Here is a 13,584-nt window from a genome sequence, read left to right as displayed (position 1 = left end):
GACTGTATTACTCTTGTAATCAATACAGGCAAAGTTAAGTTAATTCTCAGGAGATACACGGTTGAGGAGAGATGTTAATGATCAAGCTGATATTTTTGGCATACTCACTAACACAGATAACTAAATAAGTCTTCATTCCCAGAGAAGATTTATCTCAGTAGATTCCTATAGATAAGCGGTAAGCATTAACTAACTAGATTCTGTAGAGCGTGTAAATATTTATGTTCCTCTCCACCCTACAGGAGTTCCATTATGTTGAAGAATGAAGACACCATACTAGTTCGTTTAGTTGCTAAGTTTTTGAAATACTTTTTACTGATGCTGTTTGGAGTGGCGATCGCTTATGTGCTTTCCACAGCTTTAGGTGCCTTACACATCATCGATATACTGATTGCAGTATTGCAAACCGTGTTCTTTCCTCTGGGAGTAATCCTCTTATGTTTAATCACGATCATGGTAATTTTTGAATCTGTTCGTTAGTGATCAATTAAAACAATTGGTCATTAAGTTTTGTGACTGGGATTGAGACCCCGTCACAAAACGAGTCGCTTGATAAACACTGGAGAACTGAACCCCTAAAATTGGTTAAAACAACCTCAAGAAATACTCATCACTGTTCATTTCTTCCAAGGTAATTTAGTACCCATTTCCGTCCATGCAGAAAAAATAAGATAGATGATAAGAAAGCCCACACCGGCAAAAAAAGTTAATAATTCGTGATCCATAGAATAAGTTGCGATATTTCCAGCTTTATTTTAGAAGAAACTGCATATTTTAATTGTCTTGCCCATCATATATATATTTCAAAAATCAACTAAGAATCCTATTGACAACAAAAAAGTCCGCCTGAGCGGACTAGCGTAGAAGGGTCAAATGATCGAAATTGACTATGAGATTTTTAAATCCCTTCTTTATTGTTAGCAATTTAGTCTAGAAAATCAAGCATTGCACTACAATACTTTAGACATAAATCCTGCAATTATGTCTTTTTATATATACTTTCTGCACAGCTTAGATCATTGAGTAAATACTTCTTGATTTTTGTCAATACCCGCAAGGAGTATTTATACTGGTGAATTATTTAATAATATACTTTTTATAACACTAACTAGAAAAATTGTCTGAATATTGCCCGAATTATTGTTATGAGATATCTACTGATTTCAGATAAACGCCAGTCAGAACATAGGCTCATCCCGTTAATGCTTGCGCTCATGAGTATTGTAGACATAACAGAGCATTGCCAAGACTTACTGGGCATTAACCATCCTAAGATTGAGGTCGTTTTCAGCAGACATAAGCCAAAATTTTCAAAAATATAGTCTAAGAAATATCTCTTTAGAAAGTTGAATAACCAAATATATCGCAGTTAATATTCTCAGTATAGAAAATACTTGTTCTTACAAAATATTGCCCTTTCCCAGCTAGGTTACAACGCTTTTTTAGAGGCGTGAGTAAACAAACTGGAAGCAATTCAAGACATTTTTTTCGTAAAAACTATTGACTATAATGGCGATCGCCAGTAAAGTGTTAAGCAAATGTAAATCAGTCAGCCTAATCTTAATTGCCCCAAACATTGAGGCAATTAAAGAGCGGAGGAACCACAATTGGGGCGTATTTTGGATTATCCAAAAAGGATATCTCTCAGTCCTAGCCCGTCAGCTAACTTCGTCGGCATTGAGAGGAGATTGAACGTACAGATTTTTCTATAATGTCTGTCGTCAGTGTCCTTGGCTGGTAGCTTTACGCTTCGTTTTACCCGCCCTCGACCAGAGGTATGGATACTTATGTCCTAAATTCTGGTGTCTGAGGAAGAAGTAGTTGCCTTGAGGTGAAGCTCACTATGTTCCAAACTAAAAAACATCGGATTGCACTTATTTCTGTTTCTGGAGACCCAGCCGTTGAAATAGGTCAAGAAGAAGCTGGTGGTCAGAATGTATATGTTCGAGAAGTAGGCCATGCACTAGCCGAACAAGGTTGGCAAGTAGATATGTTCACTCGCCGTATCAGTCCCGACCAGGCTGAGATTGTCCAACATAGTCCTAACTGCCGTACTATCCGCTTACAAGCGGGGCCAGTTGAGTTTATCGGACGTGATCACGTATTTGATTATTTACCGGAATTCGTGGCTGAATTCCAACGCTTCCAAAAACGCCAAGGTTATAATTATCAACTCATTCACACAAACTACTGGTTGTCGTCTTGGGTAGGAATGCAACTGAAAAAGCAACAACCGTTGCTGCTGGTGCATACATATCACTCATTAGGGGCAATCAAATATCAAACAATCGCAGATATACCCGCAGTAGCTAATCAGCGATTAGCTATAGAAAAAGCTTGTTTAGAGACTGTAGACACAGTAGTTGCCACCAGCCCCCAAGAACGGCAACATATGCGCGCCCTAGTTTCTAAGAAGGGACGCATAGAGATGATTCCTTGCGGGACTGACATTAATAATTTTGGAAACATTGACAAGTCAGCAGCACGGGAAAAACTGGGAATTGCGCCTGATGCCAAGATGGTATTTTATGTAGGACGTTTTGATCCCCGTAAAGGCATAGAAACCCTAGTCAGAGCCGTTGCGCAGTCTAGCTTGAGAGGTGAAGCTAATCTCCAGTTAGTGATTGGTGGTGGTAGCCGTCCTGGTCAAAGCGATGGCAGAGAACGCGATCGCATTGCCAATATCGTGGCTGAACTAGGATTAAACGATTGCACAACCTTTGCTGGTCGCCTAGACCACGAAATCCTCCCCTTCTATTACGCTGCGGCTGATGTTTGCGTTGTCCCCAGCCACTACGAACCTTTCGGTTTAGTTGCGATTGAAGCGATGGCTAGCAAAACTCCTGTAGTAGCCAGTGATGTAGGCGGATTGCAATTTACAGTAGTACCAGAAGTCACAGGTTTACTTGCACCACCGCGAGACGAATCAGCTTTTGCTACAGCCATAGACCGCATCTTAGCCAACCCAACTTGGCGAGATCAGCTAGGCGCAGCCGCCCGTCAGCGAGTGGAAACTACTTTCAGCTGGGACGGTGTAGCATCTCAATTGAGTCAGCTATACACTCATTTATTAACTCAAAATGCGCCAGCAAGGAAGGAAAAAGAGGCTGTTGCCGCGTAGTTAAAGTTTAGTTGAACCTAACCCCAACCCCTTTTCTACAAGGGAAGGGGCTTAAGGCAATAAGGTTCGGGGAGGCAGGGGGAGAACTTACTCCAAGATTTTCGCCTGATCCCCAATCCCCAATTCTAAATATCCAACCGGCGATAAACCTCATCCAAATGCTTGAGATGTTGCTGTGGGTCAAAACACACGGCAATTTCTGCTGGAGACAAATGTTGAGTGACACGAGGATCTTTAATGATCAAATCGTGGAAATTGCCTTCTGGCTTATTCCAAGCAGTATGAGCATTTTGCTGCACGATCGCATAAGCTTCTTCTCGGCTGAGTCCCTTATCTACCAATGCCAGCAAAACTTTTTGGCTGAACACAACGCCACCGTAGCAGTTGAGATTCCGCGCCATATTTTCTGGGTAGACTAACAGATTTTCCACCAAATTGGTGATTTCTATCAGCATGAAGTGGGTCAAAATGCAGGCATCTGGCAGAACTACTCGTTCCACTGAACTATGGGAAATGTCCCGTTCGTGCCACAGGGCAACATCCTCCAAAACTGCGCCGGCATGACTCCTCACTAGCCGCGCCATCCCCGTCAGCCGTTCCGAACGGATGGGGTTGCGCTTGTGTGGCATTGCACTAGAGCCTTTTTGTCCCTTCGAGAAAAATTCCTCTACTTCCAGAACGTCTGTTTTTTGTAGATTGCGAATTTCTACAGCAAAGCGTTCAATAGAGGCAGCAATCAAGGCTAACTGCTGCACAAAATCAGCATGAATATCGCGGGAAATGACTTGTGTAGAAGCTGTATCGGGTTTGAGTCCGAGTTTTTGACAAGCGATCGCCTCCACCCGTGGTTCAATATTAGCGTAGGTTCCCACCGCGCCAGAAATCTTACCCACGGCGATCGTTTCCCGCAAAATTGTCAGCCGTTGTTGGTGGCGTAACACTTCCGCCAACCAACCAGCCAATTTAAACCCAAAAGTAATTGGTTCAGCGTGAATACCATGCGATCGGCCAGCCATTACTGTGTAACGGTGTTCCCGTGCCTTTTGGCGAATCACCCCAATCAAGCCTTCCAGGCGTTGCGCCAACACATCCAAACTAGCAACCAGTTGTAAAGCTAAAGCTGTATCTAATACATCAGAGCTAGTTAAGCCCAAGTGAATGTAACGTCCAGCATCACCCACATACTCATTGACATTAGTCAAAAAGGCGATGACATCGTGACGGACTTCCGCCTCTATTTCCAGTACCCGTTGCGGATCAAAATTCGCCTTAGCTTTGATTTCCTCAACAGCAGCAGATGGAATATAACCCAATTCCGCTTGGGCTTCACAGACTGCAATTTCCACCTGAAGCCAGGTTTTTAGTTTATAAAAGTCAGTCCACAGGTTGCCCATTTCGGGCAGAGTATAACGCTCTATCAACGTTCGCGGCAGAATACAACTGTCATATTTTACCCCGCTTTGGTTGATAGTTGTCAGTTGATAGTTGTCAGTTGACAGTTAACAGTTAACAGTCATCAGTTAACAATTGTTACTCCCTATTCCCTAGCCACCAGTTTCGACTCCGATGTAATAATACTGATGCTACCGTCAGCTTCCATATACGCCAACTTGACATCGGCTAAAAATTCTACACCTTGCTGACGTAACTTGCTTTTCAACTCATCTTCTGTAATTAATTCTCGTTGCAAATGCCGTTCAATCGTCTTACCATTTTTTACTAACAGTAATGGTGGTGGATTTAAGAAACGTTGAACTATCCGAAGTTTATAACCTAACCAGTTAAGAAAATAGCTCCAAAAAATGACAGTTCCAACAAGAATTGCTCCTTCAGTAATCGATGTATAGTTACTTGCCATCGCATTTTGAGCAGCTTCAGCAAATAGCACAACTACGAGCAAATCCGTAATTCCTAAAGTTCCCATCTGTCTACTAGGCAGCAAGCGCAGCACAGAAAAAAGAGCCAAATAAACCAATGATCCCCGGATTACAAGCTCTAAAATACTGATACTAGGCACAAAAATAGCGTGCCAATTTATAGAAAACCAATTCATCATAATTCGTAATTTTTAATTGTTGATTCCCCTATCTTCTCTATGCCTTACCGTCTCTAATGCCGATTTCCCGAATTTGTATCATTTAAAGGCATAGCGTGACGAGTTGGAACAATACGTCTGCCGTATTTTCTGGCATAAACCTGGGTAAACTCAGCACCGAAAAAGAGAATTTGGGCAGTATAGTAAACCCAAGCTAATATCAACACGACTGAACCAGCTGCGCCATAGGCTGAACCAAAACCAGCATTACCTAAATATTGTCCTAACAAAAATCTACCGATAGAAAATAAAATTGAGGTAAGAATTGCACCAACTAAAACATCATTCCAAGTAATTCTGACATCTGGTAAAACCTTGAAAATTAATGCAAACAGCAACGTAGTGATGGCAAAAGAAATAATAAAGTTAACCAATTGCCAAAGAAAATCTACACCTGGTAGTAAACCACCAAAATAATTAACTAGTGTTGATAATACAGTACTAATTACCAGAGAAACTAACAGCAAAAAGCCAATACCTAAAACCATGCCAAAAGATAAAAAACGCTGGCGAAAAATACCCTTGACACCGCGTCCTGGTTTTGGTTGTACTTCCCAAATGGTGTTGAGGGAGTCTTGTAACTCGATAAAAACACCAGTTGCACCCAATAATAAAAGAGCAATACTAATAAGAGAAGCTATCGTACCCGTCTTTGGCCTATCTACATTTTGAATAGCAGTTTCAATAAACTCTGCCCCATCTCTACCGACTAAACCTTGAATTTGCTGCACAATTTCGCCCCTAGCAGCTTCTTCTCCAAATACTGCACCGGCGATCGCAATCACAATAATCAGCAAAGGTGCGATAGAAAACACCGTATAGTAAGCTAATGCAGCCGCCAAACGTGAGGCTTTATCATCATTCCACTCTTGAAACGCCTCTTGAAAAAGTTGCCAAATCGCTTTTAAGTTCATTTCCTCATTCTCCCTTCTAGGAAGATGCCGATTCATCTCCTGATATATTTGATACTGATTTTCCTAGTAATGACATCTTTCCCTGGGTACTTATGAGTTTATCTTCAGGAGGAATTTGACAAATTTAGCTTAGAAGCCTTGCCCGAATGGCAGATAATACAAATACAACCTGGACTTCTTAATTAAGAATTACTATCATTCCTTACTCTCTTAATTTTGTTGATTTACTGAAATAATGGCTCAAAAAATTCCAGTCACCGTAATTACAGGCTTTTTAGGTAGTGGTAAAACCAGCCTCATTCGCCACCTACTGCAAAATAACGCAGGCCGCCGCATAGCAGTTTTAGTCAACGAGTTTGGCGAACTGGGGATAGATGGCGACTTATTGAAATCCTGCCAAGTTTGTCCCGAAGATGAGGATGGCGGGAGTAATATTTTTGAATTAACTAATGGCTGTCTATGCTGCACCGTCCAAGAAGAGTTTTTGCCGACGATGCAGGAATTACTCAAACGAAGAGATAGCATAGACTGTATTGTCATTGAAACCTCTGGTTTAGCCTTACCCAAACCATTGGTAAAAGCTTTTCGCTGGCAAGAAATCCGTAACGCTGCAACTGTGGATGCAGTGGTAACAGTGGTAGATTGTGCGGCCGTTGCATCAGGAACCTTTGCCAGTGATTTAGAAGCGATCGCCATCCAACGCCAAGCTGATGATAGTCTGGAACACGAAACACCACTGCAAGAATTGTTTGAAGACCAGCTAGCTTGTGCAGATTTGGTAGTTCTAAGCAAAACTGATTTAGTTGATGCCGCAACAAAATCACAAGTTGAAGAATTAGTCAAGCAAGAACTACCCAGAGTAGTGAAAATGGTGGAGAGCGATCGCGGTCAACTCGACCCATCTATACTATTAGGATTCCAAGCTGCCGTGGAAGACAACCTAGATAGTCGCCCCAGTCATCACGACACCGAAGAAGACCACGACCACGACGACGATATCACCTCAACTCACCTCATTTTAGACCGGGACTTTGACCCAGAAAAATTGCAACAACAACTGCAAACACTGACAAACCAACAAGAAATTTACCGCATCAAAGGCTTTGTCGCCGTTCCCAACAAACCCATGCGCCTAGTCATGCAAGGCGTAGGCAACCGATTTGACAAATTTTACGACCGCCCTTGGCAACCACAAGAAGCCAGACAAACTCGTTTAGTTTTTATCGGTCGTGATTTAAATTCAACAGAAATAGAATCGCAACTGGTAGCTTTGTAATTTAGTAACAAATTGGTAATGGGTAACTGGTCATTGGTCATTACCCATTACCCATTACCCATTACCCATTCCTCTGATGAACATCACACAACTATTTAACATCGCTAATATTTTCGTCTTGCCATTTTGGGCGTTAATGATTCTTCTTCCCAACTGGAAAGTCACACGGCGAGTAATGGAATCATATCTAATCTTTTTACCCTTAGCTGGAGCGTACCTGTATTTATTTATCACCAGCATTACTCCAGAAAATGCCCAAGCTTTATCTAATCCCCAATTAGCAGACATCGCTCGTTTCTTTGCCGACGAAACAGCAGCCGCAACTGGTTGGATTCATTTTCTGGTGATGGATTTATTTGTCGGTCGCTGGATATATTGGGAAGGGCAAAAAACTGGAATTTGGACAATTCATTCCCTCACACTTTGTTTATTTGCTGGGCCTTTGGGAGTTTTATCCCATATTTTTACTTACTGGATTACTAAAGCAATTTCTCCCAAATTATCAAGTAGTGATATAGCTAAATCACCAGAACAAGCTGCTTCTTAAATAGAGAGTTAATTACCCTGTTAATAGCCAAATATCCCCCATTTTTTAGAAAAATCGGGGATATTTTTTATCAAAAGAACTAAGAAGCTTTAGCTGTCCGGTAATTGGCATCTAACCAACAACGGGGAAGACTTTCGCCGGAAGGAAACACGAGATTTTCTTTTTTGAAAGAATCCGTATCTTGTTCTTCTTGACCTTCCTGATCCCGCCCATGAACAATGTCGATGTTTGGATCGATTAACTCTTGAATATCAACAACTTTCACTAAATCGCTAGTGTCTTTCGTTTGTAAAAGCATACAAGTATCCTCACTATTAACTATTTAATGGGGGAAAAGCTTAATTACCAGAATCTTCTAATAATTTCCTAAAAAACATATACATTTCTTCTGGTGTTAGGGATTCAGATTTTATTTCATCAGGAATATAATATTGTCTAATATCGACAAAATAACGTGCAACAAAGCTGGGTATTAAATTTAGCTATGAAGCTTTTTTACCCAATTTCTCTGCTGTTTTTGTCAGAGTATATTCATGGTGAAATTCATCAGCAGCCATAATCTTCACCTCCTCAATAAAGGGGTGTAAAAAATGAAATGCTGCGATAATCTGAATTAAAGAATTATATTTCGCGTTGATATTTTTCTAAAATATCCACCAGACTTACCTGACATTGCAGTGGTAATAAATCAAATAAAGGTAGTTCTCGCCTACCACCACCAATTTTTACAGGAATAGATTCTAGTACTTTGATAACTCTGTCTTCATTGACTGAGTTAGAAGTAATTAAGGGATATAACTGTTCAGCGACAACAGTATGCAGTTTGGCATCACCTAAATATAGATGCCATTTGGCAATATCTATATAAACACTTTCGCCAATTTCCGCCGCTAGGGCTTCTAGCAATTCTGTCGTATTAGTCTTAGCCATAAAAATCACCCCATATAAAAAAAGAGCGCGAACTCTCAGGCTAATAATCATTATCGCGCAATTTAACGGGTGAATGTACAGCCACAGGTTACAATTGCCCTAGCTTTAGCAGTCCGTCTTCAGGTGGATTTAGGCGGTGTAGGTGAATAGTTAGCGATCGCCGCAATATAAATTAGATGAGCTAACAATACAATCACCCAACCAGCCGTTAACAACGGTAGCCATTCCCATTTAGCTAAGGTGATGTTTTGAAAAAACCATAAACCAGAGTTAATCGTCGCCGCAATAGCTACATGGACAGCAAAATTCATTCTGTCATCTAGCTTGCGGAATTCTGGGTCTTTGCGATCGGGTTTGCGAGGCCAACGAGGAGGCATAAATATTTGTTACAAATTTCAACACAACCTGATTATACTAAATCAACGGACAGAACAAGCCGAATTACTGTGAGAACAAGAACGCCAACGTGCAGAACAGTTAGCAGCTTATTTGCATAGTCTCGGCGTTGACCCCGACAACCTCCCACAAAGCTGAAAGTAACTGAGTTATACCAATTTAAAAAAGAATGCGACAAATAAACCATCTGTAGAGACGCGATAAATCGCGTCTTCACCCTCCGACAAATAAACCATCTGTAGATTCATCGCGTCTTCACCCAAGAATGTGTTGCAATCATTAATTGAATTGGTATTAGTTACGAGAGTGAGCGTAAGCAGACTCCACCATTTTCAGTAACGCGGGAATCTCATAGGGTTTATGAATAAAATGCTCCACACCCAAGGATGAAGCTAGTTCGTCCAAATAACCGTATGCTGTAGCTAAGACAACTGCTATATGAATACCTTCTGCTTGTAGATATTGATAAACTTCAACACCACTTAACTCTGGCATTCTATTATCTAAGATCAACAAATCCGGTTTCTCTTCAATTACTTTTTCTAGAGCTTCTTTGCCGTTACAAGCCTCGTAAACTTCCCAGCCTTCTTCCTGTAATACAAAAGAGAGCATCATTCGGCTATCTTCATCGTCATCAGCTATTAAAACTTTGCCTCTGGCTAAACTTTGATGGTTCATAAATTTTTAATTTTTTATTGGTATGGAAAAAATTAATGGAGTTGGTTCTAATGGATATGTATTTAAGCTTGCAATAGGCAGAAAACTCACTAGGACAACTTGGGAATTTACCACCCTCTGAGCAGCCACCTCTAGTGTTCCCCCTTTACCTGCTTTCTCGAAAGATTGCAAAAAATAACGTAACAAACGGCGTAACAGAGTTGCTGGTTCGGTAATGACTATAATTGGCTCTTGCCAGTTCGTCACAACCTCTATCTTGCGGATGTTAGCTTCTGTGGATAGTAACTCCACAAAATCTTGGATAGTGTCAGTTAAGGAGATAGTTTCCACTGAACCAACATCACTAGAAGCTAAATTACGCCAAATTGCCGCATGGCGTTGAAATATCCGAATTGATTTGTCTGCTTGTTGCAGTAGCTGTTTGGCATAATCTAGGCGATTCACCGCCACCATCCGAGAGCTAACTTCCAATTTTAAGCGTGCAGCATGATGTGCTTGGATAATATCTTGACGCAATTCTTCTAATGGTTGATATTCCTCAGGATTAGAAGTTAGTACATGGTGAATATCTTTTTTTAGGTTTGCTATTAAGAATTCTGCCTCGACAGCACGAGACGCACACAATAAAATTTCTTTGAGTCGTTGTCCTGCATCCTGACGTTGTGAGGAGATACTCAATACTCCGACAATTTCCTGTTTTTCATTACGCAAAGGGATACCCTGACAGGTAAAAGGATGGAAGCCTTCTATAAAATGCTCGCTGGCGATAATTTCTACATAATCTTCTTCTGCTAGGGGTGTACCGATGCCGTTAGCGCCAGCTACACTTTCAGATAATAAAGAACCAGCAGCAGGAAAAGATTCTGAGTTGATAGTTTGTTCATCACCTGTTAAACCCAGCAAAATAGCTTGGCGATCGCCTAACATAACTGCATGAGGTTCTTTACCAGCTGCCTGGGATAAAATTTGGAAATAAGGACGCACAACATCAAGCAAATAACTCTGCTGCTCTACTAAACGTTCTGTCTCCAAACTTGAAAGTTTTTCCGCTTGTAACGAGTGAGGATTAGCTCCTTGCAGATGGGATCTTTCCCACGCTCGATAAACTGTTGAGCGTAATATATTCTTGGGTAGCGCTCCTGTGCTTTTATATACACGCCCTGCTTCTAGTGGATCATTCTCTAAAATGAACATGATTTTGAAATTTTTAGAGCATTCCTATGTTAAGCTCGTTTTATTTTATAGTTGACAAATAAAATATTACTGATCTAAAAAGTTTATTAAATAAAGTAACAAATATGATTTCTCTTGAGAAAGCAGAAGTTATCTTTCGTTAACTAAATCAATGCAAATATCTAAATATAATTAACTATACATCAACCAATTGAGTGACATTTAAAATATTGTAGATGAAAAATGATTCAGCTTTTTGATAGAGGGAGCTAACAAAACCACTGGTGAAGATGGTAATAATCTTTAGAGGTGGATAAAGATGGCTAAAGCTAACCCAGTGCAAATTCAAAAACACTTAAAAGGTGTTGACTATCCTGCTAGTAAGCAAGAGCTAATTCAGCACGCTCAACAGCAGGGAGCCGATCAAAAAATAATTTCCCTGTTAGATCAATTACCAGAAGATGAGGAATATGAAAATCCCACAGATGTAAACAAAGCTATAGGTGAAATAGATTAAATTATGGTGCTGGTGGAAAATAATCTCCTGATTTTCCGCCAGTTTTACTAACTAATCTAATTGATTCAATTTGCATCGATTTTTCTAGAGCTTTTGCCATATCATACAAAGTTAAAGCAGCAATAGAAACGGCAGTTAAAGCTTCCATTTCCACACCAGTTTCGGCTTTAGTTTTGACTGTGGCTCGTATTTGATAACCAGGAAGTTGGGGGTCTGGCGTAATCTCGACCGCAACTTTTTGTAATGGTAAAGGATGACACAGGGGAATCAAATTTGCTGTTTGTTTAGCAGCCATAATCCCGGCTAGTCTAGCGGTGGCTAAAACATCACCTTTAGGTGTGTTACCAGCTTGGATGGCGGCTAAAGTCGCTGGTAGCATCCGCACTTGAGCCTCAGCCACTGCTTGCCGAATCGTTTGTACTTTATCAGACACATCTACCATCTGTGCTTGTCCCTGGCCATCGAGATGAGTCAGATTTGCAGAATTTTTGGGAAAAGGGTCTTGCATAATTATGAAAAAGGGTGCTAGTATATATTTCTTGTAAGGGCGTGTAGCTCAGTGGACTAGAGCACGTGGCTACGGACCACGGTGTCGGGGGTTCGAATCCCTCCTCGCCCGTCTTAGAGATAAAAGCAGAGAAACATTTTCTCTGCTTTTATTTTTGCCTGACTAGTTACTATTATGTAGAGAATAGACATCTTGACCGCGACCCAGAGCAAACCGCAGGGAATTACTCAGATTTTTACTCGATCTGGTCAGGAAAATTAGTAAGGCTAGGAAAGTTAAAGCAGTTGTATAGGCAAACATACTGCGATAGCCAGTCGCTTCAGCAATAAAACCTAAAATAGGGGCAGCGATCGCAATTCCTAAATCCAATCCAGCGATACAAATAGAGAAAATTCGTCCTCGCTCTTGTGGTAGCGAGCGGTCTGCCATCATCGTCGTAATCATCGAAATCATTGTGCCGCCGCCACAACCTTCAGCGATCGCCGCAATAGCGAAACTAATGGCACTGTTGGCTTGCCATAACAAGAAGGATGACAACATATAAGCCATGATACCGAAAGTAATAAACAAACCCCGACCGAAGCGATCGCTAGCTTTCCCTGCAAATACCCGTAAACTGAAACTACCAATGGCCGCGATCGTAAAAAATAGTCCGGCGTTAAATTGCACCCCTGTTGATTTAATAAACAGTGGTAAAAAAATATGCACAGCACCAATAGCAATACCGATGAGCAACATCACCAAAGTCGGCACTCTCACCCGTGGGCTACTTAAAAGTTGCCAGAAATTACTATCCTTTTCTGTTGCTTGGTGATGTTGTGGCACAGGTGGATTAGAGACTTGAATCGTTCCCAATAACCCGACGAAAGCCAATTCGGATGCTATCAAAAATAAAATTGGATAACCAGTTGCAGCTTGTAGATAACCCCCTAAAGCCGGGCCAATTGCCAAGCCAATGGGAGCGGTGAGACTCATGTAACTGATGATTTCACCACGAATGGCTGTAGGGGCTAAATCTGCTATTAAAGCACTGTAACCAGTGGTAAAAGCAGCAATGCTAATGCCATGAAAGACGCGCACCAGCATCAATAAAGGAATTGATTTAAATGCCAAATAGCCAAAGGGGGCAATTGTTGCCACTATTGTCCCAATTAATAACAGTAACTTCCGACCGTTTTGATCCGCCATTCGTCCCAGCATTGGGCGAAATACTAACAACCCAATAGCAAAACCACCCATCACAATGCCAATTTCTTGCTTGCTTCCTCCCACATCCTCAATATATAAGGGCAGAGTAGGCAAGAAAGTAGCAGTACTCGACCAGAACAATAAACCTGCCGTAAATAGAATCAGCAGGTTAAGCCGCAAGCTTGCGTCAAATGTATTAAAAGCTTTCAAGGCAGATGCAATTTAATGCTAAATGTTTTGT

The 13,584-nt window shown here is 41.1% G+C and carries 15 protein-coding genes, 1 tRNA gene and 1 riboswitch; of the genes, 6 read left to right on the top strand and 10 right to left on the bottom strand.

Going from position 1 to position 13,584, the window contains the following annotated elements; genetic code table 11:
• The first annotated feature begins 252 nt into the window (after positions 1–252).
• Complete coding sequence (locus ACM5QX_RS22155) at positions 253–480, top strand: hypothetical protein (protein WP_414755514.1); 228 nt, start codon at positions 253–255, stop codon at positions 478–480.
• Positions 481–1,541: 1,061 nt separating this feature from the next.
• Positions 1,542–1,692: riboswitch (cyclic di-AMP (ydaO/yuaA leader) on the top strand.
• Between the two features lie 151 nt (positions 1,693–1,843).
• On the top strand, positions 1,844–3,121 hold the full coding sequence (locus ACM5QX_RS22150) for a glycosyltransferase family 4 protein (RefSeq protein WP_414755513.1): 1,278 nt from the start codon (positions 1,844–1,846) through the stop codon (positions 3,119–3,121).
• Positions 3,122–3,246: 125 nt separating this feature from the next.
• On the opposite strand, the gene purB is transcribed toward ACM5QX_RS22150, so the two are convergent.
• The 3 genes from purB to ACM5QX_RS22135 form a co-directional block, all read right to left on the bottom strand.
• Entirely contained in the window at positions 3,247–4,542 is a 1,296-nt protein-coding gene (gene purB / locus ACM5QX_RS22145) for an adenylosuccinate lyase (protein ID WP_414755512.1), read from the bottom strand.
• 116 nt (positions 4,543–4,658) lie between these two features.
• Complete coding sequence (locus ACM5QX_RS22140) at positions 4,659–5,177, bottom strand: DUF421 domain-containing protein (protein ID WP_414755511.1); 519 nt, start codon at positions 5,175–5,177, stop codon at positions 4,659–4,661.
• Positions 5,178–5,230: 53 nt separating this feature from the next.
• A complete protein-coding gene (locus ACM5QX_RS22135; RefSeq protein WP_414755510.1) occupies positions 5,231–6,130 on the bottom strand; it encodes a YihY/virulence factor BrkB family protein in 900 nt (299 codons plus the stop codon).
• 235 nt (positions 6,131–6,365) lie between these two features.
• Between ACM5QX_RS22135 and cobW the strand changes: the two genes are divergently transcribed.
• Together cobW and ACM5QX_RS22125 are read left to right on the top strand one after the other, a co-directional pair.
• Positions 6,366–7,406 carry a cobalamin biosynthesis protein CobW gene (gene cobW, locus ACM5QX_RS22130; RefSeq protein WP_010997542.1) on the top strand — a complete coding sequence of 347 codons (1,041 nt, stop codon included), beginning with the start codon at positions 6,366–6,368 and terminating at the stop codon, positions 7,404–7,406.
• Between the two features lie 76 nt (positions 7,407–7,482).
• On the top strand, positions 7,483–7,953 hold the full coding sequence (locus ACM5QX_RS22125; protein WP_414755509.1) for an ABA4-like family protein: 471 nt from the start codon (positions 7,483–7,485) through the stop codon (positions 7,951–7,953).
• A 79-nt stretch (positions 7,954–8,032) separates the two neighbouring features.
• Here ACM5QX_RS22125 and ACM5QX_RS22120 read toward each other — a convergent pair whose 3' ends face one another.
• The 5 genes from ACM5QX_RS22120 to ACM5QX_RS22100 form a co-directional block, all read right to left on the bottom strand.
• Entirely contained in the window at positions 8,033–8,251 is a 219-nt protein-coding gene (locus tag ACM5QX_RS22120) for a hypothetical protein (RefSeq protein WP_011320128.1), read from the bottom strand.
• A 323-nt stretch (positions 8,252–8,574) separates the two neighbouring features.
• Positions 8,575–8,883 carry a DUF3181 family protein gene (locus ACM5QX_RS22115; protein ID WP_011320127.1) on the bottom strand — a complete coding sequence of 103 codons (309 nt, stop codon included), beginning with the start codon at positions 8,881–8,883 and terminating at the stop codon, positions 8,575–8,577.
• A gap of 119 nt (positions 8,884–9,002) precedes the next feature.
• Positions 9,003–9,260 carry a hypothetical protein gene (locus tag ACM5QX_RS22110; protein WP_414755508.1) on the bottom strand — a complete coding sequence of 86 codons (258 nt, stop codon included), beginning with the start codon at positions 9,258–9,260 and terminating at the stop codon, positions 9,003–9,005.
• A 313-nt stretch (positions 9,261–9,573) separates the two neighbouring features.
• Positions 9,574–9,957 (bottom strand): response regulator, encoded by a 384-nt coding sequence (locus ACM5QX_RS22105; protein WP_414755507.1) that lies wholly within the window; start codon positions 9,955–9,957, stop codon positions 9,574–9,576.
• A gap of 6 nt (positions 9,958–9,963) precedes the next feature.
• On the bottom strand, positions 9,964–11,151 hold the full coding sequence (locus tag ACM5QX_RS22100) for a GAF domain-containing protein (protein ID WP_414755506.1): 1,188 nt from the start codon (positions 11,149–11,151) through the stop codon (positions 9,964–9,966).
• 298 nt (positions 11,152–11,449) lie between these two features.
• Here ACM5QX_RS22100 and ACM5QX_RS22095 point away from each other — a divergent pair, with 298 nt between their 5' ends.
• Positions 11,450–11,647, top strand: coding sequence for a DUF2795 domain-containing protein (locus ACM5QX_RS22095; protein WP_414755505.1), 198 nt, complete (start codon positions 11,450–11,452; stop codon positions 11,645–11,647).
• A gap of 1 nt (position 11,648) precedes the next feature.
• Here ACM5QX_RS22095 and moaC read toward each other — a convergent pair whose 3' ends face one another.
• Complete coding sequence (gene moaC, locus ACM5QX_RS22090; protein WP_011320122.1) at positions 11,649–12,155, bottom strand: cyclic pyranopterin monophosphate synthase MoaC; 507 nt, start codon at positions 12,153–12,155, stop codon at positions 11,649–11,651.
• Between the two features lie 37 nt (positions 12,156–12,192).
• On the opposite strand from moaC, the gene ACM5QX_RS22085 reads away from it, so the two are divergent.
• Positions 12,193–12,266, top strand: a tRNA-Arg gene (locus ACM5QX_RS22085).
• A gap of 51 nt (positions 12,267–12,317) precedes the next feature.
• On the opposite strand, the gene ACM5QX_RS22080 is transcribed toward ACM5QX_RS22085, so the two are convergent.
• Positions 12,318–13,553 (bottom strand): MFS transporter, encoded by a 1,236-nt coding sequence (locus ACM5QX_RS22080; protein WP_414755504.1) that lies wholly within the window; start codon positions 13,551–13,553, stop codon positions 12,318–12,320.
• Positions 13,554–13,584 lie beyond the last annotated feature (31 nt).

The sequence above is a fragment of the Anabaena sp. CCY 9910 genome (assembly GCF_963920875.1).
In the GTDB taxonomy this organism is placed as follows: Bacteria; Cyanobacteriota; Cyanobacteriia; order Cyanobacteriales; family Nostocaceae; genus Trichormus; species Trichormus variabilis.
Note: the sequence above shows the minus strand (reverse complement) of the source record. Positions and strands in the feature narration are given on the sequence as shown.

Bases quoted from the DNA above. Each gene is read 5' to 3' on its own strand.
- ACM5QX_RS22155 (WP_414755514.1), top strand. From the start codon at position 253: ATGTTGAAGAATGAAGACACCATACTAGTTCGTTTAGTTGCTAAGTTT.
- ACM5QX_RS22150 (WP_414755513.1), top strand. From the start codon at position 1,844: ATGTTCCAAACTAAAAAACATCGGATTGCACTTATTTCTGTTTCTGGA.
- ACM5QX_RS22140 (WP_414755511.1), bottom strand. From the start codon at position 5,177: ATGATGAATTGGTTTTCTATAAATTGGCACGCTATTTTTGTGCCTAGT.
- ACM5QX_RS22135 (WP_414755510.1), bottom strand. From the start codon at position 6,130: ATGAACTTAAAAGCGATTTGGCAACTTTTTCAAGAGGCGTTTCAAGAG.
- cobW (WP_010997542.1), top strand. From the start codon at position 6,366: ATGGCTCAAAAAATTCCAGTCACCGTAATTACAGGCTTTTTAGGTAGT.
- ACM5QX_RS22125 (WP_414755509.1), top strand. From the start codon at position 7,483: ATGAACATCACACAACTATTTAACATCGCTAATATTTTCGTCTTGCCA.
- ACM5QX_RS22120 (WP_011320128.1), bottom strand. From the start codon at position 8,251: ATGCTTTTACAAACGAAAGACACTAGCGATTTAGTGAAAGTTGTTGAT.
- ACM5QX_RS22115 (WP_011320127.1), bottom strand. From the start codon at position 8,883: ATGGCTAAGACTAATACGACAGAATTGCTAGAAGCCCTAGCGGCGGAA.
- ACM5QX_RS22110 (WP_414755508.1), bottom strand. From the start codon at position 9,260: ATGCCTCCTCGTTGGCCTCGCAAACCCGATCGCAAAGACCCAGAATTC.
- ACM5QX_RS22105 (WP_414755507.1), bottom strand. From the start codon at position 9,957: ATGAACCATCAAAGTTTAGCCAGAGGCAAAGTTTTAATAGCTGATGAC.
- ACM5QX_RS22100 (WP_414755506.1), bottom strand. From the start codon at position 11,151: ATGTTCATTTTAGAGAATGATCCACTAGAAGCAGGGCGTGTATATAAA.
- ACM5QX_RS22095 (WP_414755505.1), top strand. From the start codon at position 11,450: ATGGCTAAAGCTAACCCAGTGCAAATTCAAAAACACTTAAAAGGTGTT.
- moaC (WP_011320122.1), bottom strand. From the start codon at position 12,155: ATGCAAGACCCTTTTCCCAAAAATTCTGCAAATCTGACTCATCTCGAT.